A 25,609-nucleotide genomic window follows, 5' to 3' on the forward strand; every position below is an offset into this window, starting at 1 on the left:
AGCCATACGAGCCACGCCAGACGCTGTGGAACCGCTGGTGCTCTGCGGCCGGAACCAATGCCTGTCCACAGCAGCGCGCTCCGCTTCGCTGCATGGCGACAGGCTCGCCGTTGACATGCACCTTGACGCTGGCGTTTTCCGCCTCGGCGTCGATCGGCAGGTCGAGGGTGATGGTGATCTCGTCCTGATCGCCGGTCGTGCGCGTCTCGGCGGCAAGCGCGATGACGAGCGGAGGTGCCTTGCCGTTACCGGTTTGCGTGGGCCGGCGGGAAAATACATCTTCAGTCAGTTCCGGCGTGCGTGGGGGCAGGGTGCGGCGCCGGGTCGACAGTTCGTAGTCGCCGGCCATGCGCAGCAGCCTTTCGTCGTCATAGGCCTTACCGGCGAAGGTCAGGCCGACCGGCATGCCGATATCGGCCATGGTTCCCATGGGCACGGTGACGGTCGGGATGCCGAAATGGCGCCAGACCAGATTGCCGTTGGCGACCCAGGTGCCATTGCGCCAGGCAAGGGCGGCAGATGCCTCGTCGATGTCTGCATCGGCCGGTCCGACATCGGCGGCGGCGGGCAGCACCACGGCGTCGATGTCTTGGCCGTCCAGCCAGACCTCGAAATCGATCCGCCTTGTTGCTTCGAGGCCCTTCAGTCCGTCTTCCAGCGTTGGAATGTCTGCGAACGGCGTGACGCCGGACCGCGCCCGTTCCACATATTCTCTCAGATCGAAGCCGCCCTCATAGCGGTCGGGCAGCGTGCCCGGCGGCTGCGGGAAGATCTTTGGGCCGTCGACGGAGACGAGATCGGGCACGGCCGGGTCGGCATTGGCGCGCAAAAAGTCGTCCCAGCCCCAGATGCTGAGATCCCAGAGTTCGCGCTCGGCGAAGTCCTGCGGCACCAGCCCGCGCTCGACCATGGTGCGCGCACCGGGGCGGTCGCGTTCGTAGTTGGAGACGACGGGAAAATCGACCTCGACCACCTCGGCGCCAAGCCGCGCGAGATCGGCCGCTGCCTGCTCCCACAGGGCAAGCACCGAGGCGCGGGTTTCGATCGGCGCATCGGCCTCGCTGTCGCGGCCGATATACATTCTGGGCACGCCCAGGCGCTTGCCTTTCAACGACCCCGCCAGTGCGAGATCGGTATAACGGGGCGGCCGCACATCGGAGCTTTTCGGCAGCTTGACCCAAGGCTGCGCGCGCCAGAAATCGCCTCGCGCCTCGGGATCGTCGGCGACGATCACATCGAGCAGTTCGAGCATGTCGGGCACGCTGCGCGTATGCGGCACGACGACATCCATGGTCGGCACCAGGGGCCAGTTGCCGCGCACAGAAATGACGCCGCGCGACGGCGTATAGGCGACCAGCGCATTGTTGGTGGCCGGCGCGCGGCCGGACGACCAGGTTTCCTCGCCAAGCCCGAAGGCGCAGAAGCTGGCCGCTGTCGCCGTGCCGGAGCCATTGGACGAACCCGATGCGAAGGCGGCGGTGAGATAATCGCCATTGTACGGACTTTCGGCGCGGCCATAGACGCCGCGCTGCATGCCGCCATTGGCCATTGGCGGCATGTTGGTCAGCCCGATCAGCACCGCACCGCCGGCGCGCAGCCGGGCTATGGTGAAGGCATCCTCATTGGCAATGAGATGCTCGAAGGCCGGCGAGCCGGCGGCCACCGTCAGGCCTGCAACCTTGTAGCTGTCCTTGGCGGTGTAGGGGATGCCGTCGAGCGGTCCGAGCACGGCGCCGTTGCGGCGCCGCTGGTCGGAGGCCGCCGCCTGCTCAAACATGTCAGGGTTGAGCACTGGGACGGCATTGAGGCTGATGCCGTGCCGGTCGAAATGCGCGATGCGCCTGAGATACGCCCCGACCAGTTCGACGCTGGTGACGGTGCCGTGATCGAGCGCGCGGCGCAGTTGGTCGATCGTCGCTTCGAGGAGGTGAAGGCTGGCGTCGGTCATCACGGATCCCACATTTCCACGCACCATGGATGAGCGAGGCCGCAGGCTTCGGCAAGAGCCTATCGCGGTCTTCTCGGAACTTTTGTCCGGCTGGCGGTTTTGGATGTATGGTGCGATTCCGGAATGGCCAGAAGGGTGTGCCGATGACCACGAAATGCGTTGCGATCCTAGCTCTCGCGGTTGCTACGGGCGCGAGTCTTTGCGCCCCGGCCTTGGCTGGCGACCGGCATTACGACCGCCGGGTCCACTCCGAACGCTACGTTCCCGCCGAAGGCGATCTCATCGATATCCTGTTCGGCGGCCCGCACTACTACGATCAGCAGTTGGTGACGACGGCGGCTGGCGCGTGCTCCTACCATCGCGTTGGACCCGACGCGAATGCATTGAACAAGATCAACGATCATCACTGCGGGAAATAAGGCAGTAGGGCAGTAGGGCAGTAGGGAGCGCCTCAACGCTGGCCGCTCTCCTTCATACGCTCGATGATTTCGGCCATCAGCGCCAGGTCGCGGCGGGAATCGGCGAGGTCGGTCAGCGGCTTTGTTCCTTCGGCGATGTGGCGGTGGAAAATCTCGAGTTCATTCGAGAAAGCATCGCCGTAGAGAGGGCCGAAGGCTTTCGTCACCGGGCCGAGCGGGCCGGCATCGGTGACCTCCAGCCGCGTCGGCAGGCTGCGGATGTAGGGCGTGTCGTAGATGATGCGCACGCGCCTGGTGTTGGAGCGCACCTCGATCATTGCGTCGAACAGGCCGAGATCGTCGACCACCGCGTCGTAGAGACAAGCGAAATGGCCGTAGTCGAAGGTGACCGATGTGTTGGCGCCGCCATTGGTGCGGTGCGCGGCCAGCACGCGCGCCGGCTCGCCGATCAGCCCGCGCATCGCTGAAATGTGGTGCGAGGAAAGCGCCGTCAGCCCGCGATAGGCGCGCACCAGGTCGGCCGGCGCGTCGGCACCGACGATTTCGCGGATCAGCGCGTCGCGCTCCTTGGCGCCACGCGCCAGCAGGGCCGGGTCTATGTCGTTGGGATAGAGGACGTTCTGGCTCTTCTTGAGGAAATGCCGGCCCTCCGAGATCAGGTCGAAGATGCGGACATGGGTGATGTCGGCGAAGGCCGGCAGCTCGTCCCTGGCGGCCAGATATGCCGGCGCGTAGCGGCGCATATAGCCAACGAACAGGGTCTTGTCGTAGTCCGGCATCAGCGCCAGCAGATCGTCGATCTCGCGCACCGTCAGACAGGCGGGCTTTTCCAGCAGGATGTGCTTGTTGGCGGCAATCGCCGCGTGCACGAAGCGGCTGTGGGTGTCGTCGGATGACAGCACGAACACCGCGTCGATGTCGGGTGACGCTATTAGCGCCTCGGCCGTCTCGAAGGTTCTTGCCGTCGAATGTTGCGAGGTGCACAGCGCCACCAAGCTGGGCGACACGTCGTACACGCCCATGCCGACGTTTTCGCATGTTTCATAATAAATTGACACGCGTCAAGATTTAAAATGTGCGTAGCGATTTTTAACTGCGCGCCCTGCGGGCATGACTGTCCTGTCGGCATGCGCTACAACCAAGGCGCGAAAAAAACTGCCGGCCTAGGGAACCACTAGGGGGATGTCCGCGTTGGTCGCTACTTTTGTGCAGAGGGAGGTTTGGGGTGGGGCGTTTCGAAATCGTGGAAGAGCCAACGGGTACGTTTTCGATTTTCGACACCGTCACGGAATTGCCGGCAACGGCCAAAGGGGGCGTGTGCATTGGGCTTTATCGGCACGAAGTGCCGCTGGCACTGCTTGCAGCGGTTGAAACGGTCCAGCCCGGCCATTTTTCGCTGCTGCCCTCATTGTCGGTGTTGAACGACTGGCGGGCTCATCGAGACGATCTGCTGGCATGAGCAAAGCTGCCCGATGTCGCACCAAAAATCATACGGTATGGGAAATCACGCCCTGTTGTCGAAAGCGGCGGTGAGGCATGGAAAGCGTTGGGAGGTGAAGCAATGTCTGATCAGGACGACCTGATCCGAGCTGCCATCGGACGGCTGCTCGCCGATAAGACAGGCGCCGCCGTCATATCGATGAGAGAGAGCGTCACCGAGCTTCTGGCGCTGACCGGTGCCGCACTGGACGAAAGACTCCAAGACCTGCTGCTGGAAATGGCCGAAGTCCGCGGCATGATGGTCGCTCTCGACTTCTGAACATATCCGGCTGGGATGCCGCTGCATGCACCGGCAGCGCTTTCATCGCCGGCAGCCTCTAACCTTGCTGCGTCCAATATCGGGCATCGCATTTTAGGCCGAAAGCGGACAGGCAGCTTTGGACTTCCTATGAAGATAGCTGACCAAAGCCGAGAGTAGCGGTCGAACAATTCGCGGGCGACCGGCAGTGTGATCGCCGACCGCTGTCCAACGCACTATGCCATGGCGGCCGAATGCGGCCGCTTTGACCGACAGTGTCGGGTGAGACGGCGAACTCGCAAGGTCCATTGCCCGCAATGCCGAGACAAATGCTCATAAAGATTCGGGTTGGTGCGGGTTGAATTATCGAGCCCATGACTGATATTCGATTTGTTGGGGTCTGACATGGGCGGCAAGATTGCGTGCAAAGTACTGCGGATGAGATCGGTTCCATTGGCTCGACAATCACGCCGGTGCGGGAACTGACGCCTGCCGAGCGCGACCGGATGTTTGCCTTGTATGAGACCTACTACGAGGCAGTCGATCGCAATGTTTTCGAACGCGATCTCGCCGAAAAGGATGCTGTCGTGATCATCCGGTGCGACCGGGAGATTATCGGCTTTTCGACTTATCTTGTCAGGCCACTGACCGTGGGCGGCGAGACTGTCCACTATCTCTTCTCCGGCGATACCGTCCTCCATTCCGCGCGTTGGGGCGACCCCGTGTTGCTACGCGGTTTCTTTCGCGCGGCCGGCGCCGCCAAGGCCGCGGTGGCGGGCCGGTTGTTCTGGTTCCCCATCATCAAGGGCCACCGTACATTCCGCATCCTGCCCAATTTCTTCCGCGAGTTCGTTCCAGCTATTGATGGGCGGCGTTCGACCAGGCTTGTTGCAATCCGCGACGCGATAGCGGTCGCCCGCTACAACAGCTACTTCGAGCCGTCGACCGGACTGATAGACTTCGGCCTGTCGCAAGGCCACTTGCGGGAACAGTGGGCGGACGTCGAGGAAACAGCATTCCGCAACCGTTTTGCCGCCTTCTTTCTCCGGGCCAATCCCTTCTACTTCCGAGGTGTCGAACTTGCCTGCCTCGCGGAATTCGAACTCGGCAATCTGAAGCGCTACGCCGCCGCGAGTTTCGCCGAAGGGCTGCAAGATGGGCGCTGAAGCCTGGGCACGGATTGCCGGCGCGACCGCTGCCGGGGATGCCGGTTTTCGGGCGCGGCTCGATCAACTTGAGGCCACGCAGCGCTCCCTCTTGCGGCGGCTCCTAGAAGCCAATCCTGCGACTGTGTTTGGTGGTGACCACAACTTCGCCAACGTCGCTTCGGCCGAGTCCTTTCGCGATCTCGTGCCGATCCGCGGCTACGAGGCCTTGTCGCCATACATCAATCGTGTCGTCGCCGGAGAGGAAAATGTGCTGACTGCCGAGCCGGTCCGGTTTATCGAGCAAACCGGCGGCAGTTCCGGTGGCGCGAAATACATCCCTTATACCGACACGGGCCTGCAGGCCTACACCGATTGTCTCTATCCTTGGATGTCGGAACTGATACGGCGCCGGCCGGGCGTTGCGCAAGGGCACAGCTATTTCGCGCTAAGCCCGGTAGGCCGCGGCGCAAGCGAGCGCGTCGGTGCGCGCAGGTTGGGCAGTCCCGTTCCTTTTGCTTATTTCGGCGCCTTGCGCGATAGCCTGATCCAAGTTTCGGCGGTGCCGATGGATTTGAGGCTGCTCAGCGATTTCGCCGAGTGGCAAAGGCAGACCTGCCTGCACCTGCTGGCGGCCGAGGATCTGAGCCTGATCTGGGTCTGGAGCCCGACCTATCTCACCGAAATCCTGCGCGCGATGCAGCGCGATGCCGAGAGCCTGTTGCCGGAGCTCGCGGACAGGCTGGGCGCCGTGCGGCCGGCGGACGTGGTGCGCCGCCGCATTGCTGCGCTGGAGGGCGCGCTTGGAAGTTCGCAGCTGTCGGCGATCTGGCCTCGCCTCGACACGATCAGCTGCTGGACAGACGCTTCCAGCAATGGCTTTGCCGCCGCATTGCAGGCGCAATTTCGGCATGTCTTCATCCAGTCCAAAGGGCTGATGTCTACCGAAGCTGCCGTTTCATTTCCCTATGGCGACGGGTCCGGGTGCATCCTGGCATCGCAAAGCGGGTTTTTTGAATTTGTCGATGACAGCGGTGCCAACTATTTCGCGTGGCAGTTGGAGGCAGGCCTGACCTACCGGCTTATCGTGACCACCGGCTCCGGCCTCTATCGCTACGATACGCAAGACATGGTCGAAGTCACCGGGTTCACCGGCGACACGCCGCGCCTGCGTTTCAGCGGGCGTATCGGCATGGTGTCCGATCTCTGTGGCGAAAAGCTCACGGAAGCCTTTGTCGTGCGGTCGCTGGCCGAGGCCGGTCTCGATCATCGTACCTATTCGCTGCTGGTGGCGGTCGCGACGCCGCACCCGCACTACCGGCTTTTCGTCGAGACCGGTCCGGGGCCGGCCGTTGAGGTGCTTGGCGGTGGCCTCGACCATGCGCTCAAGGCCAACCCGCAATATGAGTATGCCCGCCGCATCGGCCAGTTGGGGCCGCTGCGGACGACCGGCGTGGACGACCTCTATGGCAGGCTGAAGCGCCACCGCATGAAGGGCGGCACGAGCATTGCCGGAATGAAGGCGCCGGTTCTGCTCACTCGATCGGACGCAGCGCTTCTCGCGGCGCTCGGGGCGGACAAGGAGGACGCTTAGGATGATGCGGCATCCCGTGTCGCGGAAATGGGTCGCGCAAAGGCATGAAAACCGGACAAGCGACCATCCGGTCAGGCTGTCAGCCGCAACGCCAGCGCATCCAGGCCGCGGATCGAGGAATTGTCCATCCAACGTGCAGCAACAGGCTCGATGGTTCTCCAGTGGGTGAGTGCGGCTTCCAGCACCGCGACACCTTCCATTTCGGCCAGCGCCCTGCCGATGCAGACATGCGCGCCCCGGCCGAAGGCCAGGTTCTGCCTGCCGGCCCGGCCGAGGTCGAAACGCGATGCGTCGGCAAACTGGGCCGGGTCGCGGTTGGCAGCGCCGACAAGCAGCACCATCAGCCGGTTCTTTTCGATTTCCTGGCCGCCGATGATTACAGGCTCGAGCGGCCAGCGGCAGATCTTCTGCACCGGGCTTTCCAGCCGCAGAGTTTCGGCAACGGCACTGGCAGCAAGCCGGCGGTCGGCCCGCAGGGCCGCCCACTGGGCGGGCTGGTGAGCAAGATGGAACAGCATGTTGCCGATGAGGTGCACCGTGGTCTCGTGGCCGGCGAAGGCCAGGAAGGCGATGTTGCGACCGGCAGCCGTCAGCCCCAACGCATCGACGAGGCCGGCCAGCCCGGTCAGCAGCGGCGGCATTCGCCCAGCGGCAAGCAGATGGCGCAGATGCTCGACGAAGTAGCAGGACATCTCGTCGGCGGAGTTGGCGCCGCCGAACGCATCATCGAAACCAGTATCGAGAAGGGCGCGGATCGAACCCGACCATGCCCGGACCATCGGCATGTCCTGGTCCGGTACGCCAAGCAGGCGGCAGATGACACGTTCGGGCACGGCGCGCGTGAAGGCGGCCACGACTTCGGTCGTCCCGGACAAGCCGGAATCGCCCATGAGGTCTTCGATCGTTTCAGCTACAATGAGACGCAAAGCCGGCATGCCCTTGCCGACAAAGGGCTGCTGCAGGGCCTGGCGCAGGGCGGCGTGAGCGCTGCCCTCCTGATAGATCAGCCAGTCGCGGATCGCGGAATCCGAATCCGCCATTACATCGGCCGGCGGCACGTGCGAAAGCTTGCGATTGGCGAGGCTGCCCGAAACGAGATCGTAGCCGGTGAGATAGACATCGCCCCACGGCGCCTGCCAGACCGGAGCGCGCCGTCGCATTTCATCGTGGATAGCATAGGTGTCCGCGGCACCTGCGAAAGCACCGGCGCGAATCCCTTGCCAGGGATGCCGGCCGGATTTGAACAGAGCATTGGAGGGGGATTCGGTATGCATTGCCTTGCGGAAAGTCCAATCTTGTCAGCTAAGACAGTCGTGTGTCGTGCATGCCAGGATATCGACACCCGGCCATGACCAACAATCAGGGGCCGATCTACTATTTCTGCACGCGCCAACACGCTTACACGATGGGCGTACTGCTTGGCTATTACCAGCATGGGCTTGGTGATCTTGTCCGGATCATTCCCTACGAGCTGGCCGCGAGGCTCGGCCCCCTCGCTCCCGGCACCTTCATCTTTACGGATTTTGAAAGGCTGGCGCCGGCGCAATTGCAGGCGGCGGTCGCCCTCCATGAGCGCATCGCCTCGCTCAATCCAGGCCTGTTGCTGCTCAACGATCCGGCAATCGTGCCACGCCGCTTTGACTTGCTGAAACGCCTGGAGGCCGCGGGCCTCAACCATTTCGATGTGCATCGGCTGGGTGAGCGCAAGTCGGTACGCCGCTTTCCGGTTTTCGTGCGCTGGGAAAGCCAGCATGAGCCGCCGCTGACCGGGCTGATCGACGGCACGGATGCGCTGGAAGCAGCGATTGCCCGTCTGCCGGGCCATGTCCGTCAAGACCCGGACCTGATGATCGTCGAATATGGCGCGGCTCCCTCGGCCGATGGGCGGTTCCGCAAATACTCGGCTTACAAGGTCGGTCCAACCGTCTATCCGCAGCACTGCTTCATCAATGAGAACTGGTACATCAAGTTTCCGAGCACCCGCTTCACCGAGGCCGACAGGGCCGAAAGCCGCGCCTACGTGGACGACAATCCGCATGCCGATCAGATCGGGCATGTCTTCGCACTGGCCGGCATCGACTATGGGCGCATCGATTACGGCATCGTCGACGGCCAGGTCCAGACCTTCGAAATCAATAATAACCCGTCCGTTCTGACGCGGCCGCCTGGCTGGGACGCGGGGGTGGATTACAGCCGCTACGCCGAGATGCACGAGCGGGCTCTGCGTGGCATCATGCGCCCGGTCTCGGGCCCCGACCTTTTACTCGGCAACGGTACCATGAGCGTCGATGCCATCCACGCCGATGCCATGCATGCGGTGCGGCAGAGGATTGCGGGATTCTCCCGGCGTCGGCGCCTGTCCCTGCGACCGCTCAAGAAGCGGCTGGCGCGGCTGTTTGGCTGGGGGTGACATGAGCGCAATTGGGCTTCACATTTAATGCAATGCAGCCCCTAATCGCTCCACTGCCCACGCGGCGCGGCATCATGCTTCTTCCGCCCTATCGCCAACATTGCCGGCATGTCGCGGATCGTCGCCGCGACAGCGCGCCTCGCCGGACCTTGGCTCTTTTTCCGACCCTCAAACGTCTTAGCTACAGTGAAGCTAAGGAGCAGGGTCGATGAGCCTCAGGAATAAAAAAATCGTGGTCACCGGTGGCAGCCGTGGGCTTGGCCTCGGATTGGTCGAGGCGCTGGTCGAACAGGGCGCCAGCGTGACCGTCGTTGCCCGTGGCGTCGAGGCGCTGGATGCGGTCGGTGCGCGGCTTGGGGTCGCCACTATCCGCGCCGACGTTGCGGAGGAGGGCGCGGCCTATCGCATTCTTAGCGAGGTTCGTCCTGACGTCGTGGTTCTGAATGCTGGTGCCACGCCCCGGATGGGCCGGTTGGACCAACTGAGCTGGGAAGATTTTTCAATCGCCTGGGAAACCGACGTCAAGGCCGGGCTATACTGGCTGCAGGCGGCGCTCAACCTGCCGCTCAAGCCGGGCAGCCGTGTTCTGGTGGGATCGAGCGGTGCCGCCGTCACCGGGTCGCAGTTGTCGGGCGGCTATGGCGGCGCCAAGCGCATGCTGTGGTTCATGGCGAAGTACGCCAACGGCGTTTCGCAGGAGAAGAAGCTCGGCATCCGCTTTCAGGCGATCGTGCCGCGGCAGATGATCCTCGGCACCGGAACAGGCGATGCGGCGGCCGGCGCCTATTCCGGATCCATGGGCATCACGCCCGAACAATTCGTCACCCGCTTCGGTGCGCCGATGCCGCCCCGGACCTTCGGCGACAGGGTGGTTTCCGTGCTGGAAGACCCGCAATATGCGGAGGGCATCGTCTTCGGCCTCAATGGCGACGCGGGCGTAACCGTGATGGAGGGGGCTGCGGCTTGAGCGAACGAGATCCTGCCGTGGACCGCGACCGACGGGAAGGGCTGCTTGCCCTTGCCGCCGCGATGCGGCCAGAGCTGCACCGCTATTGCGCGCGCCTGATGGGCTCGGTCATCGACGGGGAGGATGTCGTGCAGGACACGTTTGCGCGGGCCTTCGTTGCGCTGAATGAGCTGGGCGAGGTGCCGCAGCTCAGGCCCTGGCTGTTCCGCGTCGCCCACAACCGTGCGCTGGACCTGCTGCGCAGCCGCGCGATCCGCGCGGCGGAGCCTATCGAGGCGGCGCTTGAAATTGCCGACGACACCAAAGCCGACCCGGTGGAGATGCTGATGCGCAGGCAAGCTATACAGACCGCAGTGTCGCGCTTCGCGGAGCTTCCGCTGCTCCAGCGCAGCGTCGTCATCCTCAGAGATGTGCTCGACGAGCCGCTGGCCGAGATCGCTGCTTTGCTCGGCATCACCGTCGATGCGGTGAAAGGGCACTTGGCGCGCGGCCGCGCCCGGCTTAGGGAAGTCAGTGCGCAGGCCAGTTCGGCTCCCGATGCGCGTATCGCGTCGGCCGCCGTGGTCCGTTATGCGACCCTGTTCAACCAGCGGGATTGGGACGGCTTGCGCGCCCTGCTTGCCGACGACGTCAGGCTTCATCAGTCCCTGCATGCGCCGCGCTCGGGTGCGGCGGAGGTCGGCATGTTCTTCACGATCTACGCCAAAAGCGACCGCGTGTGGCTGACGCCGGCCTGGCTCGACGGCCGCGAGGTGATCGCTGTGTTCGAAAGCCATGCCGACCAGAAACCGCATCATTTCATGTGGCTGGAGTGGCGGGAAGGTCAGATCAGCTTCATCCGCGACTATCGCTATGTCAGCTATGTTACCGACGATGCCGAACTGGTGCTGGCCAAGGACGCCAGGTCCTTCGGTCGCGGCACCGGGCACTGAAGAGCGGGCGCGCATCTGACCATCATACGGGCGGTGCTGTTCCTGCCAAGGGGCCGATGCGGGGCTGGGCGTCACACCGCATGAGAATAACTTTGACGTGCCCACGCGTGACATCCCCTAACTCTGCTCGATCAGCGCGCGCGCCGCAGCTTTCCCTGCCGCAAGGATACGATCCGACAATTCCGTTCCCTCCACGGCACGGGCCAGCTGAAGCGTGCCAATGAGGGTCGCAAAGATAGCGAACGCAACGCCCTCCGGATCAGGAGTTTGCGGCGGCAGCTCTACCGACACCTGGTGCACCTGGGTCAGCAAACGCTCGGTATAAAGCTGACGCGTTTCGGGTGGCTCACGGGCGATTTCCGCCAGCAAGGCGGCAGAGGCGCAGCCCTTCCCGGGGTTATCCCGATGCGCCGCCGACAGATATGTGTCTATGGCCATTGCCAAGCCGCCGGAGGCCAATGCTTGCCGTATCTCGTCGGACTGATCCTCGAGAGCTGCAGCGACCGTTTCACGGACAAGCGCCGCCTTTGATTGAAAGTGGGGATAGAAAGCCCCGTTCGTCAGCCCGGCGTCGCCCATGATGGTTGCCAGTCCGGACGCCGCTATGCCGTTTTTCCGAAAGCGTTCCGCGGCGACCTCCAGGATCCGGCCGCGCGAGGCGTCCTTCCTGCCCTTTTCGTAGCGCATGGCTGCTATTCCTTTCTGCTATTGCATTATGGTCATAATCTGATATTACGACTGTAATTTAACGGATGAAAAAAAGCTAGCCCCCCATGAGTTTGGAGCACGAAATGAAAACGAATGCCGGAAAAACCGCCGTTGTGACCGGGGCCTCTTCGGGCATCGGCCGCGCCAGTGCCGAAGCCCTTGCGCGGGCCGGGTTCACCGTCTTCGGAACCAGCCGGCGCAAGGCCGGCAACGATCCGGACGGGGTGACCATGCTGATCTGCGACGTGACCGACAGTGAGGCCGTTGCCGCACTCGTTTCGACGGTGCTCTCGCAGACCGGCCGGATCGACCTCTTGGTCAACAATGCCGGCGTTGGCCAGCTTGGAGGCGCCGAGGAATTCTCGATTGCCCAGGTGCAGGCCCTGTTCGACGTCAATCTGTTCGGCGTCATCCGCATGACCAATGCGGTGCTGCCGTCGATGCGGCAGCGTGGCGAGGGACGCATCATCAATATCGGCTCTGTGCTGGGACTGGTGCCGGCGCCGTATTCAGCGCATTATTCGGCGGTCAAGCACGCGCTCGAGGGCTATTCGGAATCGCTCGACCACGAGGTTCGCGCCTTCAATATCCGCGTTTCGGTCATCGAGCCGGCATTCGTTCGTACTGTCTTCGACCAGAACGGGATCCAGCCGGATTCGCCGTTGCAGGAATACGATCAAGCCCGCGCTACGCTGGAAGCGCTGCTTCGCGACGTGATGCCTGTCGCCGACCGACCGGAAGTGGTGGCGCAAGTGGTCGTCAAGGCAGCGACCGATGCCCGTCCGCAACGGCGCTACACCGCCGGCAAGGCTGCGCGCCAGGTCAGCCTGCTGCGTCGCTTTGCTCCCGCGGGGATATTCGACAAGAGCCTGCGGAACCAATTCCGCCTGCCCGTTTGAACGCAGCGAGCAGAGGATTTCACGCACATGCGACACACCAAAATCACTCTCAGAAAGTCACTGCCATGAAGGCATTCGTCGTCGACAAGTACAGCAAGAACGGCACTCTGCGGCTAGCCGAAATGCCGGAGCCGAAACTCGGGGACAGCGATGTCCTGGTCGAGGTCCACGCAGCGGCGGTGAACCTGCTCGATTCCAAGGTCAAAACCGGAGAGTTCAAGCTGATCCTGCCCTATCGCCGGCCCTTTATCCTGGGTCACGACGTGGCCGGGAGGGTTGTGCGCGTGGGATCGAAAGTCCGCAAATTCAAACTCGGCGACGACGTCTATGCGCGGCCGCGCGATGGCCGGATCGGGACGTTCGCCGAGTTCATAGCCATGGATGAAGCCGACGTGGCCCTGAAACCCGGGAACCTCAGCATGGAGGAGGCGGCCTCGATCCCGCTGGTCGGCCTGACCGCCTGGCAGGCGCTCGTCGAAAGGGCCAAGCTGAAGAAGGGACAGAAGGTCTTCATTCAAGCCGGTTCCGGCGGCGTGGGGACATTCGCCATCCAACTGGCAAAGCATCTCGGCGCGACCATTGCGACCACCGCCAGCGCGGCGAGTGCCGGTCTGGTCAAGGGGCTCGGCGCCGATATCGTCGTCGACTACAGGAAAGACGATTTCGAGAAAGTCCTTTCGGGCTACGACGTCGTCTTGAACAGCCAAGACGCCAAGACACTTGAAAAATCACTGAATGTGCTGAAACCGGGTGGCAAGCTCATCTCCATCTCCGGCCCACCGGATCCGGAATTTGCCAGGGAAAAGGGACTGAACGTGGTGCTGAGGCTGGTGCTTCGCCTGCTGAGCCGCGGTATTCGAGCGAAAGCCAAGCGCCGTGGCGTGACGTTCTCGTTCCTTTTCATGTGGGCGCAGGGCGAGCAGCTGAGTAAGATCGCATCGCTCATCGAATCCGGCGCGATCCGCCCGGTCGTCGACCGGATATTTCCCTTCGAGGCGACCAATGAGGCGCTGGCCTATGTCGAAACAGGACGCGCCAAGGGCAAGGTCGTCATCAAGGTCAGATAGCAACTCAGCCGCGATCGAGGTCAGCCGCGCCGGGCTGCGTCGATCGCCGCGACGTCGATCTTCGTCATCTCCATCATCGCATCAAAGGCGCGTTTGGCTTCCTCGCCGCCGGCCGCCATGGCCTCGGTCAGCGTGCGCGGCGTGATTTGCCAGGACACGCCCCATTTGTCCTTGCACCAGCCGCACACGCTCTCCTGGCCGCCATTGCCGACGATGGCATTCCAGTAGCGGTCGGTTTCCTGCTGATCGTCGGTGGCGATCTGGAACGAGAAGGCCTCGTTCTGCTTGAATGTGGAGCCGCCGTTCAATCCGATGCAGGGAATGCCGGCGACGGTAAATTCGACCGTCAACACGTCGCCTTTCATGCCGGACGGAAAATCGCTCGGCGCACGGTGAACGGCGCCCACGCTGGTGTCGGGAAAGGTCTCTGCGTAGAAGCGCGCCGCAGCCTCGGCGTCCTTGTCGAACCAAAGGCAAATCGTGTTCTTCGGTATCTTTGGCATTGCATGTTCCTTTCGGCGTTGGAGTTGGCGGAGGTCAGCCCAGGAGATTGCGTGCTGTGCGCATGAAGATCCTCGACCCGATCGGGATCAGGTCGTCGGGAAAGTCATAGTCGGGATTGTGCAAGGCGGGGTGCCGCTCGCCCGCACCGAGGAAGAACATCGCCGACTTGGCACTATGGCCGAACAGGCCGAAATCTTCCGAGGCGCGCATCGGCAGGGCCTCTTCGCCGTGCGATACGCCCTCTTCATCGAGCGCGCGCCGCAGATGCTCCACCGCGTCCGGCGCGTTGACGCTGGCGACGAAGATCTCGTGATAGTCCCAGCGGGCGGTAAGGCGATGCTCGCCGGCGATCCTGGCGACCAGTGCCTCGGCAGCAGCACAAAGGTTCGCCATGCGCTCGTCACGCCGGGTGCGCAGCGTTGCCCACACCTGCGCATGAGCAGGCGCGATGCCGAACACGGCTTCGCCCATCGCGGCATGGGTGACGGTCAGCATGGAGAAGTCGTCGTCGGCGAAGGTTCCGCGCCCGAGCGCCGGCAGCGCCGGCATCAGCTCACTGATCGCCAGCATCGGCGAGGTGCCGGTCTCCGGCATGGATGAATGGGCGGTCTTGCCCTCCAGCACGATGCGCATGCCGCGTGACGCACAGTTGACCACGCCGGGCTTGAGCCGCACCTCGCCGAACGGCACGCCAGGCAGGTTGTGCAGCGAGAAAGCGAAATCCGGCGCGATCTCGCCGAAGCGGGGATCGGCAACGACGCCGGCTGCGCCATTGCCGGTTTCCTCCGCCGGCTGGAACATCAGCACGACGCGGCCACTTGCAGGCCGCTCGCGCCCCAACTGCCGGCCGAGGGATGCCAGGATGGCGGTGTGTCCGTCATGGCCGCACATATGCGACTTGCCCGGCACGCGCGACGCATGCGGCACGCCTGAAAGTTCTTCGATAGGCAAGGCATCGAGTTCCGAACGGAACAGCACCGTCGGCCCTGCTTTGCCGCTGTCATATGTGACCGCGACGCCGTGCCCGCCGAGCTGTGTCAGCACCTTGTCCGGCCCCGTATCGGCGAGGAAGGCGACGACCTCCTTTGCCGTCTTCTCCTCTTCATTCGAGATTTCCGGATACTGGTGCAGCTGGCGCCGCCACGCCGTCAACTCGACGATGTCTCGGTTGGTCAGAGTCATGCTTTTTCAACCTCCGCTGCATTCTTCATCGACACGTCCAGGCACAGGGGTGCCGCAATGATGAATTGCTAGCGACAAAGGGCAGTTCCCGCCACAGTCCAAGTTTCAGGCTTCGGCAGGCCAGAAACGGCCGTTCTCCCGGCCATCCGCAGCCTACTGATTGATCTCGGGCTCGACGAGCTTTGCCAGATTTCTGAGCGACTCCTGCCAGCCGAGATAGCAGGCCTCGACCGGAATGACGTCCGGAATGCCGGCCTGGGTGATGTCGATTTCAGTGCCGACCGACACTTTTTTCAAGACCACGGTCACCCGTATCTCGCCGGGCAGGTTGGGATCGTCGAATCTGTCGGTGTAGAGCAGGCGCTCGCCCGGAACGAGTTCAAGGTATTCGCCGCCGAAGGCGTGGCTGTCGCCGGTGGTGAAATTGCGGAACGACATCTTGAATGTGCCTCCGACCTTTGCCTCGAAATTATGGACCGTGCAGGTGAAGCCGTTTGGCGGAAGCCACTTGGCCAGCGCGTCCGCTTCGACGAAGGCGCGATAGACCTTTTCCGGGCTGGTCGTCAGAACGCGGTGCAAACGTACGGTGCCGGGCATATGCTGGATCCTTTCATGAATGCCTGTTCGATACCCCAAGGACGAACGAGGTGTAACCAGTCCGACATTGGTTTGCGAATTTTTCGACGGGATGCGGCCTGCCTACGCCGCGGGCATGCCGCGCGCCTATCAACACGAAGCTCGGGCGAGGCGACGGACGAACACACCGGCTGTGGAGCTGGCGTTCACCTGCTAGATCGGGTTCCTGAGCCATCTTGTTGTTCAGGCGCGGTTTTACCGAGCAGCGCGAATGGCCGCGTGCCCCGGTCAATGCTTCGAACGCCGCTAAATAGGGCAGCGCGTCTTTGCCGTCCATGTGCCGATCATTAGAATTTGCATCTGATCAGAGTTGATTTCCTATCAGGCCGTTAATGCGGCCATGCTGTTAATCAGCATTTGCTAATGAGTCTTTCGAACCTGAGGCAAGCAATGACCAAGAATCTCGGCAATGCACGTCATACGCCGGCGAAGGACCAGCAGGTCTCCCTTCTAGGCAAGGCCGCGCCGGCACTGTTTCCGCTGGTCGTAGCGGCGCTGGGCTACATGGTTGGCAAGCAGTTCTTCGGCATCTAGGCGCGAAGACGGGTCTTCCGTTCCCCAAACGCTCAACATCTCGGCGGACCGGCCACGCGCGGGCCGCCGTTTGCGTTGCCGCCATCTAATCCCGTTCCGACTCCAGCCGCTCGCGGAAATCGTCAAGCTCTGCCTGAGCGATGCCGGCGACCTCGGCGTTGCCGGGGTAGCTGCCGCCCGCGACCTCGTTGCGGAAGCCCGACAACGCTTCGACCCGCGCATCCCTCACTGCCTTTTGCAGCACGGCCAGGTCACCCCAGGCTCGCGCATGGCGGGGCAGGCGGGCACTCTCGCCACAGATGTCCGAGGTGAACAGGAAGACCACGTCGGCCTCGGCGCCCGAGCCGAGTGACACGGTAACCAGCGATGTGCGGCGGTTGATCTCGGCCATCACCTCAGCCGCGATGATCTCGCATTCGACGGCAAAGGCACCAGCGTCTTCCAGCCGGCGAAAACGGTCCCACAAGTCGAGCGCTTCGGCTGATGTCTTGCCGACGGCCCTGATGCCGCCGACCCAGGTGGATTTGCGCGGCACGAAGCCGAGATGGCCCATCACCGGGATCTGCTCGTTGGCGAGCATGCGCACGGTGTCGAGACCGCGCCCGGTGATGACGGCGTCGGCACCCGCCGTGATAGCGGAGAAGGCGGTTCGCAGGATTTCGTCCGATGTCACGGCATCGGCGAAGCCTAGCGCGGCGGTGACGAAGACGCGGCGCGATCCTTCGCGCACGCGGGGCACGTTGGCGGCGCGGCAGACGACCATCTCGATGCCGGCAGCCTCGGCGGCGGCTGCCTCTTCGGCGGTTTCGGCGGTCACCTGGGCGATACGCCGTCCGCTGCCCTTCAGCGCGCGCAGGCCAGCAACCGTCACGCTGCGCTCGACCTCGCGGCCGCCGAAGTCGAAGATGCGAGCCATCTCAGCCCTTCAGCTTCTTGGCATAGTAGTCGGGCGCGACGACGCCGGGCTTGGAGAACCATGCCGGCACGTCGACGCCGGAATAGAGCAGGATGTTGCCCCACGGGTCGAAGGCGCCGGTGCGCACGATGACCTTGGCCTTGGCAGCCATTTCGCCAAGGATGGTCTCGTGCGTCGTGGTCTCGAAGTCGGCGTCGGGGAACAGTCGTTTCAGCTTGGCCAGCAGCGGTGCGTTGTGCACCGGCAGTGTGTCGGCATAGCCGATGCGCTCGGCGATCAAATTGGCGGCGATCGGCGCCAGCACGGTTTCGAGATCGGGCACGTCGGGCGAGATGGCGAGGTCGATGCGCCAGGCGCTCGACGGGATCGGAAACCCCGCATCGCAGACGATCATCAGGTCGCCATGGCCCATCGAGGCGATGGCATGCGACAGTTCGGCGTTGAGCAGCCGGTTTCGGTTCATGTCGTTTCCTTCCATGTTGTCTTCATAGCCTCGGCGTAGAGCGCGTCGGCCTGTGCCCGTTCGGGCAGGCCGGGAATGACGCCGAGCCTTGTGCAGGCGATGCCGCCGCAGACGACGCCGAAGCGGACCGCATCGACGATATCGCGACCTTCGGCCAGCGCCACCGCGAAGCCGGAGTTGAACGCGTCGCCGGCGCCGGTGGTGTCGACCACGGCGACGGGCACGGCCGGTACCATGATGTCGAGATCGTCGGTCAGGATCAGCGCGCCGCTGCGGCCGAGCGTAACCACCACATTGCGCACGCCACGGCGGCGCAATTCGCCGGCAAGCTCGCGCGATGAGCGCGGATCGTCGGCGGGCAGGCCGAGCAGGATGCGCAGCTCGCTCTCGTTGGGGGTCAGATAATCGACGGAGGCGAAGATCGCGTCGGGAAGCTGGCGTGCCGGTGCTGGATTGAGGATGGTGCGGGCGCCATGCTTGCGGCCAAGCTGCATGGCGCGGGCGGCGGCGGCGATCGGCACTTCGAGCACGGTCATGACGACATCGCTCCCGGCGATGCGCTCTTCGGCCGCGTCGACGGTCGCGGCATCCATCAGCTCGTTGGCGCCCATGTCGAGGATGATGAAGTTCTCACCCTTGTCGTTGAGGATGATGAAGCCGACGCCGGTGGCGCGTTCGGTTGTCGTCGTGACCAGGCTCGCATTGACGCCCTCGGCGGCATAGAGGTCGGTTGCGATGCCGGCCAGCTTGTCGGTGCCGATGATGGCGACCAGCGCCGAGCGCGCGCCAAGCCTTGCGGTGGCCACCGCTTGGTTGGAGCCCTTGCCGCCGGCGCCCATGTCGAAGTCGGTGCCGAGCATCGTCTCGCCGAAGATCGGCAGTTTGGGCGCCCGCATGGTCAGGCCGACCGCGAAACTGCCGACGATTGTAATTCTTGGTGCGGTCTTGCTCATCAATGCCTCGTTCAGGATGCCATGGCGCGGGCCAGGATCGCTTCCTCGTTGATACCGGCTCCGGTCAGCTCGCCCGATATGCCACCATTGCGCAGCACCAGAACGCGTTCGGCGTTCATGATCAACTCGGGGATCTCCGACGAGATCATCACCACCGCGACGCCCTCGGCGGCGATGCCGCGCAATATGGCGTAGATCTCGGCCTTGGCGCCGACATCGACGCCGCGCGTCGGCTCGTGCAGCACCAGCACGCGCGGGTTTGTGACGAGGCTGCGCCCGAGGATGATTTTCTGCTGGTTGCCGCCCGACAGTGTCGCCAGCTTCTGGCCAAGATGTGAAATGCGCGCGTCGAGCCGCGCGACCTGCGCGCGGGCCTCGCGGCGCACGGCACCACGCCGCATGAAGCCAGCCAGCGAGAAGCGCGGCAGCGAGGCCGAGACGACATTGTTGGCGACGCTCATCGACAGCAGCGCACCGGCGCCGCGCCGGTCTGCCGGCACCAGCGCCATGCCACTGCGGATTGAGGCCTGCGGGTCGGCGGCGCGCAATTCCTTGCCGTCTACGGTGACGCGGCCGCTGCGCTGGCACAGGCCGAACAGCGCCTCGCCCAGCATGTCCTTGCCGGAATCCGGCAGGCCGCCAATGCCGAGAATTTCGCCGGCGCGGGCATGAAAGCTCAGCCTGTCCAGCCCTGGCGCGGTCAGCTTCTCGACCGACAGCACTATGGGCGCGTCATCCGACCGCGCTTCAGCTTGCAGCGACCATTGCGCCGCCGTATCGAGGTCGCGGCCGACCATGGCGCGGATCAACCGGTCCTCCGACAGGCCGTCATTGTCCATTGTCTCGATGGTACGGCCGTCGCGCATCACGGTGACGCGGTCGGCAAGGTCGAGCACTTCCTTCAGGTGATGCGAGACGTAGATCACGGTGACGCCTTCGCCGCGCAATTGCCTGACGATCTCGAACAGACGCTCGCTCTCGCGCTTGGACAGCGCCGAATTGGGTTCGTCGAGCACCAGCACGCGGGCGCGCTGGCGGATGGCGCCGGCGATCTCGACCAACTGCATCTCGGCCACCGACAGGCGCGAGACCCTGGTGTCGGGATCGAGCGCGCCCATGCCGAGCCGGGTCAATGCCGCGCGCGCCTCGCGCCGCATCTGGTCGCGCGGCACGAAGGATAGTGACGAGCGCGCCGCCATGTCCGACATCATGATGTTTTCGGCGATGGTCAGCGTCGGGCAGAGCGCCAGTTCCTGGTAGACCACCGTGATGCCGGCGGCGCGGCTGGCCAGCGGCGAGGCAATGGTGGCGGGGCTGCCGTCGATACGGATTTCGCCGCCGTCCGGCTGCAGGTCGCCGGCAAGGATGTTCATCAGCGTCGACTTGCCGGCGCCGTTCTCGCCGATGACGGCATGCACCTCGCCGGGCCGGAAGCCGACGGAAATGCGGTCGAGCGCCAGCACGCCGGGGAACCGCTTGGTCAGTCCGGAGATTTCGACGATGGGGGCGGGGGTCTGTTGCTCTGTCATTGGCGGGCTGGCCAAGCAGGTCCGCCGGCCCAAGGCCGGCGACCCCGCAGGGCTGGCTTGTTACTTCTTGGCCACCTCGGCGATGTTTTCCTTGGTGTAGATGCCGACGCCGGTGTCGACATTGTCGATCGGCTTGCCGCTGAGGAACTGCACGATCAGGTCGACCGCGGCAAAGCCCTGCTTTTCGGGCGCCTGGTCGATCGTGGCATCGACATTGCCGTCCTGGACCAGTTGCACCGTCTGGTCGAGCAGGTCGAAGCCGACCACCTTGACCTTGTCGGCGGCCTTGTTGCGTTCCACCCAGGTGCCGGCGGCCGGCGTCGAGCAGCATTCGAGCGACAGGACGCCGGAGATCGACGGATTGGCGAGCATGGCGTTCTCGATCGCCGCATAGATCTTCTGCGGGTCGGTGCCGGTGTTGAGCGTCGAGACGACCTCGATGCCGGGCTCGGCCTTCAGCGCCTCGCGCGCGCCCTTCTCGCGGTCGAGCGACCATTGCGCGGCAGCGTCGATGGTGGTGATCATCACCTTGCCCTTGCCGCCCAGCACCTTGGCCATCAGCTTGCCGGCCTCGCGGCCGGACTGGACGAGGTCCTGGCCGGCGAAGGCGAGGCGCTTGCTCTCCGGATTGTCGGTGTTGAAGGTGACGACCGGGATGCCGGCGGCGATGACGCGGTCGATCACCGGCGCCAGCGCGTCGGTGGAGACGGAGGAGATCGCCAGCCCGTCCATCTTGCCCATCAGCGTCTCGATCTCCGAGATCTGGCCGTCGGCATCGGCGCCGACCGGGCCGATGAACTGGGCGCCAACCTTGTCCTCCTTGGCGGCGCGCTCGACGCCGGCCTTCATGAACGGCGCGAATTCGTTGGAGACGTCATGGTAGGAAACGTAGATGTCGAGCGGCTGCCCAGCATCGATCTTGGCCTTGATGCGCGGCGCCAGGGCGAAATCGGCGAGCTTGGATTCGGCGTGGGCCGACAGGGGAAACAGACCGAGCGTGGCTGCGAGAATGACGTGTCTGATGTTCATGGATAGTCCTCCCTTTTTGGTTCTGGTTGCTTCTGTTTTTGCGATCAACCCGTTCGGCGCGTGCTCCATTTGTCGATGCCGACCGCGATGATGATGACCAGGCCGATCATCAGTTCCTGCACGAAGGGCGATACGCCCAACAGCACCAGGCCGTTGCGCATGACGCCGATGATCAGCACGCCCAGAATGGTGCCGAGGATGGTACCTTCACCGCCCGACAGCGAGGCGCCGCCGACGATGGTGGCGGCGATGACGTCGAGCTCCAGGCCGAGCCCGGTGCGCCCAGCCTGGCTGGAGGGCAGGAAGGCGAGGCCCAGAATGCCGGCGACGGCGGCGAGCACGCCCATCAGGATGAAGGCTGATATCTTGACCTTGTTGACGGAGATGCCGGAGACACGTGCGGCCTTGGCGCTGCCGCCGACGGCGTAGACGCGGAAGCCGAAATTGGAGAAAGACAGCACGATCCAGGCCAGCACCGCGACGATGACGAAGAACACCAGCTGCATCGGGATGATGGTGAACAGATAGCCTTGGCCGATGAAGGAGAAGGTCTGCAGCACGTCGGGCAGTGCGCCGTTGCGGGCATTGACCGTCACCGGCTGGCCGTTGGTCAAGATGAGGGCGGCACCCCGCACGATGGAGAGCATGCCCAGCGTCGCGATCAGCGAGGGCAGGCGGCCATAGGTGGAGAGCACGCCATTGATGAGGCCGATGGCGACGCCGGTCATCAGGCCGACTCCGATCGCCGGCAGCAGCGCCCAGCCGGCAATGATCAGCATACCGGTGGCGAGACCTGAGAACGCATAGGTCGAGCCGACCGACAGGTCGACCTCGCCGGCGATCAGCACGAACGTCATGCCGACCGCCATGATCCCGAGCAACGAGATCTGGCGTCCGACATTGAGCAGGTTCAGCGATGTCAGGAATCCATCGGTGGCGAAGGACAGGAACAGGCACAGCACGAGCAGCGCGATGAACACGCCCGCCTCGCGCGCCCGCAACAGCCGCGCCATCGTGAATCGGTCCGTGGCTGGCGCGCGCGCGCCGGTCCTGACCGCATCGGCCATATAGTATCCTCCCTGCGCGTGGCCCGCCGGTCCTCACCAGCGTGGCCACTCCTCCGTTTTCATCGACCCGAGCCGAGCTCGTGCGCGGGCCGCTGCTTCAGGGCCGGTCCCGAACTGATTCAGGATCAGGCGCTATCTCCCTGTTCGGTCATGATTTTTCGAAAAGCCGGTTCGGCTCGCCGGATCATGGCCGGGTGCGGGCATCGCCGCCCATACCCTGTATTTGTGGCGTCAGGACGCCTCGCGGAAGGAGCCCGCCGGCACCTTGTGCATCTCGTCGTAATTTCCGTAGTCGCGCACCTTCTTGAACGGCGCGTTCTCGACGGCGTTGTAGGAACAGATGTAGCCCCAGCGATAGGTGTCCGAACGGTTGGCATCGGAGCGGTGCAACAGATTACCGTCGAAGATCAGCGCGTCGCCGGCTTCCATCTCGACATAGATGTGCTCGAAGCGCTTCAGCGCCGCGTCCAGATGTTCCTGCTCGACATTTGTCTGGTCGTTCTCCCTGATATGGTTGAGGCGGCCGAGCTTGTGCGTGCCTTTCAGCACCTGCAGGCAGCCGTTCTCGCGGGTCGCCTTATCGAGCGCGACATAGATGCTCATCATCTCCGGTGCCAGGCAGCCGTAATTGTACCAGTAGCCGAAATCCTGGTGCCATTCCCAGGCGCCGCCCTCGTTGGGCTGCTTCATCGTCATCTTGTGGCTGTAGAGGTAGATCGGCTTGCCGACGGCGGCCTCGGCCAGATCGACCATGCGCTCGTCGCGGGCCAGAAGACCGTATTTGTCGTCTTCGGCCTTGGTCCACATCTTGAGAAGAGTGGTCTTGCCTTCCTTGTCGCCCTTGGCCATCACGGCGCCGCTCTTGTTCTCGGCCTCGAGCTGCTTGCGGGCGTGGTCGCGGAAATCGTCCACTTCCGCGACGCTGAGCAGCCCCCTGCGGATAATGTACCCGTCGCGGGCGTAGAGCTCGGTTTCCTGCTTGGTCATCGCCAACATCGTCCTGCCTCCCTGGTCTTTCGGGGCCGCCGCCGGCGCAAGGCGCCTGGTAAGCCCGCAAAACTCGAGGGATCCGGCCATTGCTTGCCGAGATCCCATCCTCTTGAGAGCGACCATAGCGGCGCCTGGCAGCAAACAAAATGGACAGCAAGGCACTCTCTTTGTATAAAACGCGCATGCAAGGAAAGACATCGGTTTTCGAGAGTTTCCACTATGTGCCGGCGGCCGGATGGACGCGCACGGCGTTCAGCGTGCTGCGCGCCGGCAAGGTTGCCGCGGCGCCCGATTATCGCATCGAGCGGCCCGTCTATCCCGGCCAGGACATCCTCTATTGCCTGTCGGGCCGGGGTTTCGTGGAGACGCTGGGGCAAAGGCTGGAGGTGCGCGCGAACCAGCTGGTGTGGATGGCCAACGAGGCGCCGCATGTGCACGCGGCCGATCCGGCCGATCCCTGGACCCTGCTCTGGTTCAGGCTCGACGGGCCCGATCCGGCCATCCTGCGGCGCAAATTGTTCGGCGAAGGGATATTGCGGACCGTGTTCACGGAAGGCACCGGCCCGGCGCCGTGGTTCGAGCGGTTGTTCGCGGCGCTGCGGCGACGTGACGCCGGGCTCGACCTGCGCCTCAACCAACTGGTCGCCGAATTCCTGCTTCTGGTCGACCGTGCGGTGAACGGCGCCGGCAATGACGATCTGCCGAAGCCGCTTGCTTCAGCGCTCGACGCCATGCGCGCCGCGCCCGGCTCCGCCTGGACGGCTCCCGACCTTGCCACCGTCACCGGCCTCGGCGCCTCACAGATAAGGCGGTTGTTCCAGAAACATCTGCGCACGAGCCCCCACCAATGGCTGATGCGCGAGCGGCTGATGCAGGCGCAATCGCTGCTGGTGCAGGGCGACCAGCCGCTGGCCGAGGTTGCCGAGGCCTGCGGCTTTTGCGACGTCTATCATTTCGGACGCGAGTTCAAGCGTTCGGTGGGAATTTCGCCGGCGGCCTGGCGGCGCAGCGAACTGAGTGCTGCGCCGGGGCGTTAGTCGATACTTACGAATGCTTTCAGGCGGTTGGCCGCAACCGTTCAGGTCTTGAGTCCGGCCGGCCCTTGAGAATCTCCGGTCCCTGGGCAACATGGCGACGATGGCCGGGGCACGAACATGAACAAGCCAATTTCCACCGCACCGCGCACGTCCGCGCCGCGCAAAGCGCCGATGGCTCTGACCGAGGACCTCATCGCCCACACCATGCGTGCTGTCGAGGATGCCGGGCCGACGCCGGGCATGGTTCACATGACCGATGCCGACTATGCGCGCATCCGCGAAGAGGTGCTGGCCGACGCTCCGGCCGGGCCGCTGAAACTATTTGCCTATGGCTCGCTGCTGTGGAAGCCCGCCGGCGAGGTGAGGGGCGGAGAACGCGCGGTGGCCAGCGGCTGGCATCGTTCGTTCTGCTTTACGGTGCAGCGTTTTCGCGGCACGATCGAGCAGCCCGGCTTGATGATGGCGCTCGATCGCGGCGGCCAGTGCCAGGGCATGGTGTTCGAGATCGCGGAGCCGGTGGCGGCTAACCTCGAAGCGCTGCTGCGCCGCGAAATGACCATCCTGCCCGCCGTCAACGTGCCGCGCTGGCTGCAGGTCAGGACCGAACGGGGTCCGTATCGCGCGCTCCGATCCCGCCAATCCGCGTTATGCAGGCAAGCTCGACAACCAGGCGATCGCGGCGACGCTGGCCACCGCCGTCGGACATTGGGGCTCGGGCGCGCAATATCTTTTCGAGACGATCCGCCACCTCGAAGCCTGCGGCATCCGCGACCGCAATCTGTGGCGGTTGCAGGAACTGGTGGCCGTGGAGATCGGGCTGACGTCCCAACTCAGCCGTCCCTGAGCCATACCAGCATCTCGCCGGGCTCGCGGTTGTCCCAGGCGAAATAGGGAATGGCGGTCAGTCGCGTCTCGGCGGTGGCCGGCGGCTCGGGCCTGTAG

Annotated in this window: 27 protein-coding genes and 1 pseudogene; 13 read left to right on the top strand and 15 right to left on the bottom strand. The window is 64.0% G+C overall.

All coding sequences use genetic code 11. The annotated features are described in order from the left end of the window. On the bottom strand, window positions 1-1,948 hold a 1,948-nt coding region (locus tag EN955_RS23035; RefSeq protein ID WP_127223461.1), incomplete at its 3' end, for an amidase. A 143-nt stretch (window positions 1,949-2,091) separates the two neighbouring features. On the opposite strand from EN955_RS23035, the gene EN955_RS23040 reads away from it, so the two are divergent. After that, window positions 2,092-2,367, top strand: a complete 276-nt coding sequence (locus tag EN955_RS23040; RefSeq protein ID WP_024503933.1) for a hypothetical protein — start codon at window positions 2,092-2,094, stop codon at window positions 2,365-2,367. A gap of 32 nt (window positions 2,368-2,399) precedes the next feature. Here the strand turns inward: EN955_RS23040 and EN955_RS23045 are convergent, their stop codons facing one another. Continuing rightward, window positions 2,400-3,389, bottom strand: a complete 990-nt coding sequence (locus EN955_RS23045) for a Gfo/Idh/MocA family oxidoreductase (protein ID WP_024503932.1) — start codon at window positions 3,387-3,389, stop codon at window positions 2,400-2,402. 203 nt (window positions 3,390-3,592) lie between these two features. Between EN955_RS23045 and EN955_RS23050 the strand changes: the two genes are divergently transcribed. The 4 genes from EN955_RS23050 to EN955_RS23065 all read left to right on the top strand — a co-directional run bounded on the left by EN955_RS23050 (window position 3,593) and on the right by EN955_RS23065 (window position 6,844). Then, complete coding sequence (locus EN955_RS23050) at window positions 3,593-3,826, top strand: hypothetical protein (protein ID WP_013530508.1); 234 nt, start codon at window positions 3,593-3,595, stop codon at window positions 3,824-3,826. Between the two features lie 102 nt (window positions 3,827-3,928). Continuing rightward, complete coding sequence (locus EN955_RS23055; protein ID WP_024503931.1) at window positions 3,929-4,126, top strand: hypothetical protein; 198 nt, start codon at window positions 3,929-3,931, stop codon at window positions 4,124-4,126. 401 nt (window positions 4,127-4,527) lie between these two features. Continuing rightward, complete coding sequence (locus EN955_RS23060) at window positions 4,528-5,271, top strand: hypothetical protein (RefSeq protein ID WP_024503930.1); 744 nt, start codon at window positions 4,528-4,530, stop codon at window positions 5,269-5,271. Then, window positions 5,261-6,844 carry a GH3 auxin-responsive promoter family protein gene (locus tag EN955_RS23065; RefSeq protein WP_024503929.1) on the top strand — a complete coding sequence of 528 codons (1,584 nt, stop codon included), beginning with the start codon at window positions 5,261-5,263 and terminating at the stop codon, window positions 6,842-6,844. The genes EN955_RS23060 and EN955_RS23065 overlap by 11 nt, the downstream gene beginning before the upstream one ends. 71 nt (window positions 6,845-6,915) lie before the next feature. Here the strand turns inward: EN955_RS23065 and EN955_RS23070 are convergent, their stop codons facing one another. After that, window positions 6,916-8,118: a cytochrome P450 gene (locus EN955_RS23070; protein WP_024503928.1), complete on the bottom strand. Its 1,203-nt coding sequence runs from the start codon at window positions 8,116-8,118 to the stop codon at window positions 6,916-6,918. A 74-nt stretch (window positions 8,119-8,192) separates the two neighbouring features. Here EN955_RS23070 and EN955_RS23075 point away from each other — a divergent pair, with 74 nt between their 5' ends. From EN955_RS23075 to EN955_RS23085, 3 genes are all read left to right on the top strand, one after another. Beyond that, window positions 8,193-9,254, top strand: a complete 1,062-nt coding sequence (locus tag EN955_RS23075) for a hypothetical protein (protein WP_024503927.1) — start codon at window positions 8,193-8,195, stop codon at window positions 9,252-9,254. A 208-nt stretch (window positions 9,255-9,462) separates the two neighbouring features. Next, window positions 9,463-10,221 carry an SDR family oxidoreductase gene (locus EN955_RS23080; RefSeq protein WP_024503926.1) on the top strand — a complete coding sequence of 253 codons (759 nt, stop codon included), beginning with the start codon at window positions 9,463-9,465 and terminating at the stop codon, window positions 10,219-10,221. Window positions 10,222-10,283: 62 nt separating this feature from the next. Further along, window positions 10,284-11,153, top strand: a complete 870-nt coding sequence (locus tag EN955_RS23085; RefSeq protein WP_245462126.1) for a sigma-70 family RNA polymerase sigma factor — start codon at window positions 10,284-10,286, stop codon at window positions 11,151-11,153. A gap of 117 nt (window positions 11,154-11,270) precedes the next feature. Here the strand turns inward: EN955_RS23085 and EN955_RS23090 are convergent, their stop codons facing one another. Next, the gene (locus EN955_RS23090) at window positions 11,271-11,840 is read right to left on the bottom strand and encodes a TetR/AcrR family transcriptional regulator (protein ID WP_013530512.1); all 570 of its coding nucleotides are present in this window, start codon (window positions 11,838-11,840) and stop codon (window positions 11,271-11,273) included. A gap of 104 nt (window positions 11,841-11,944) precedes the next feature. Here EN955_RS23090 and EN955_RS23095 point away from each other — a divergent pair, with 104 nt between their 5' ends. Continuing rightward, window positions 11,945-12,760 carry an oxidoreductase gene (locus tag EN955_RS23095; RefSeq protein ID WP_024503924.1) on the top strand — a complete coding sequence of 272 codons (816 nt, stop codon included), beginning with the start codon at window positions 11,945-11,947 and terminating at the stop codon, window positions 12,758-12,760. 65 nt (window positions 12,761-12,825) lie between these two features. Further along, window positions 12,826-13,827, top strand: a complete 1,002-nt coding sequence (locus EN955_RS23100) for an NADP-dependent oxidoreductase (RefSeq protein WP_024503923.1) — start codon at window positions 12,826-12,828, stop codon at window positions 13,825-13,827. 20 nt (window positions 13,828-13,847) lie between these two features. Here the strand turns inward: EN955_RS23100 and EN955_RS23105 are convergent, their stop codons facing one another. The 3 genes from EN955_RS23105 to EN955_RS23115 form a co-directional block, all read right to left on the bottom strand. Next, entirely contained in the window at window positions 13,848-14,321 is a 474-nt protein-coding gene (locus EN955_RS23105) for a VOC family protein (protein ID WP_024503922.1), read from the bottom strand. Between the two features lie 43 nt (window positions 14,322-14,364). Beyond that, entirely contained in the window at window positions 14,365-15,513 is a 1,149-nt protein-coding gene (locus EN955_RS23110; protein ID WP_013530516.1) for an amidohydrolase, read from the bottom strand. A 153-nt stretch (window positions 15,514-15,666) separates the two neighbouring features. Further along, entirely contained in the window at window positions 15,667-16,110 is a 444-nt protein-coding gene (locus tag EN955_RS23115) for an SRPBCC family protein (protein ID WP_013530517.1), read from the bottom strand. A 429-nt stretch (window positions 16,111-16,539) separates the two neighbouring features. Between EN955_RS23115 and EN955_RS23120 the strand changes: the two genes are divergently transcribed. Then, window positions 16,540-16,683 (top strand): hypothetical protein, encoded by a 144-nt coding sequence (locus tag EN955_RS23120; protein ID WP_081714329.1) that lies wholly within the window; start codon window positions 16,540-16,542, stop codon window positions 16,681-16,683. A gap of 85 nt (window positions 16,684-16,768) precedes the next feature. Here the strand turns inward: EN955_RS23120 and EN955_RS23125 are convergent, their stop codons facing one another. From EN955_RS23125 to EN955_RS23155, 7 genes are all read right to left on the bottom strand, one after another. Then, window positions 16,769-17,599 carry a 3-methyl-2-oxobutanoate hydroxymethyltransferase gene (locus tag EN955_RS23125; RefSeq protein ID WP_024503921.1) on the bottom strand — a complete coding sequence of 277 codons (831 nt, stop codon included), beginning with the start codon at window positions 17,597-17,599 and terminating at the stop codon, window positions 16,769-16,771. Between the two features lies 1 nt (window position 17,600). Beyond that, on the bottom strand, window positions 17,601-18,062 hold the full coding sequence (gene rbsD / locus EN955_RS23130; protein ID WP_024503920.1) for a D-ribose pyranase: 462 nt from the start codon (window positions 18,060-18,062) through the stop codon (window positions 17,601-17,603). Beyond that, entirely contained in the window at window positions 18,059-19,015 is a 957-nt protein-coding gene (locus EN955_RS23135; RefSeq protein ID WP_024503919.1) for a ribokinase, read from the bottom strand. The genes rbsD and EN955_RS23135 overlap by 4 nt, the downstream gene beginning before the upstream one ends. Window positions 19,016-19,026: 11 nt before the next feature. Then, the gene (locus tag EN955_RS23140) at window positions 19,027-20,544 is read right to left on the bottom strand and encodes a sugar ABC transporter ATP-binding protein (RefSeq protein ID WP_024503918.1); all 1,518 of its coding nucleotides are present in this window, start codon (window positions 20,542-20,544) and stop codon (window positions 19,027-19,029) included. A gap of 60 nt (window positions 20,545-20,604) precedes the next feature. Further along, complete coding sequence (locus EN955_RS23145; RefSeq protein WP_024503917.1) at window positions 20,605-21,573, bottom strand: sugar ABC transporter substrate-binding protein; 969 nt, start codon at window positions 21,571-21,573, stop codon at window positions 20,605-20,607. A gap of 44 nt (window positions 21,574-21,617) precedes the next feature. Continuing rightward, the gene (locus tag EN955_RS23150; RefSeq protein ID WP_024503916.1) at window positions 21,618-22,640 is read right to left on the bottom strand and encodes an ABC transporter permease; all 1,023 of its coding nucleotides are present in this window, start codon (window positions 22,638-22,640) and stop codon (window positions 21,618-21,620) included. Window positions 22,641-22,871: 231 nt separating this feature from the next. Then, entirely contained in the window at window positions 22,872-23,636 is a 765-nt protein-coding gene (locus tag EN955_RS23155; protein ID WP_024503915.1) for a phytanoyl-CoA dioxygenase family protein, read from the bottom strand. 176 nt (window positions 23,637-23,812) lie between these two features. Between EN955_RS23155 and EN955_RS23160 the strand changes: the two genes are divergently transcribed. Further along, window positions 23,813-24,667 carry an AraC family transcriptional regulator gene (locus EN955_RS23160; RefSeq protein ID WP_245265341.1) on the top strand — a complete coding sequence of 285 codons (855 nt, stop codon included), beginning with the start codon at window positions 23,813-23,815 and terminating at the stop codon, window positions 24,665-24,667. A 117-nt stretch (window positions 24,668-24,784) separates the two neighbouring features. Beyond that, window positions 24,785-25,511, top strand: a pseudogene (locus EN955_RS23165) (gamma-glutamylcyclotransferase). On the opposite strand, the gene EN955_RS35970 reads toward EN955_RS23165, so the two are convergent. Beyond that, complete coding sequence (locus tag EN955_RS35970; RefSeq protein WP_348631225.1) at window positions 25,498-25,572, bottom strand: hypothetical protein; 75 nt, start codon at window positions 25,570-25,572, stop codon at window positions 25,498-25,500. The pseudogene EN955_RS23165 and the gene EN955_RS35970 overlap by 14 nt on opposite strands. Window positions 25,573-25,609 lie beyond the last annotated feature (37 nt).

The organism is Mesorhizobium sp. M7A.F.Ca.CA.001.04.2.1 (genome assembly GCF_003998485.1).
Taxonomy (GTDB): Bacteria; Pseudomonadota; Alphaproteobacteria; order Rhizobiales; family Rhizobiaceae; genus Mesorhizobium; species Mesorhizobium ciceri.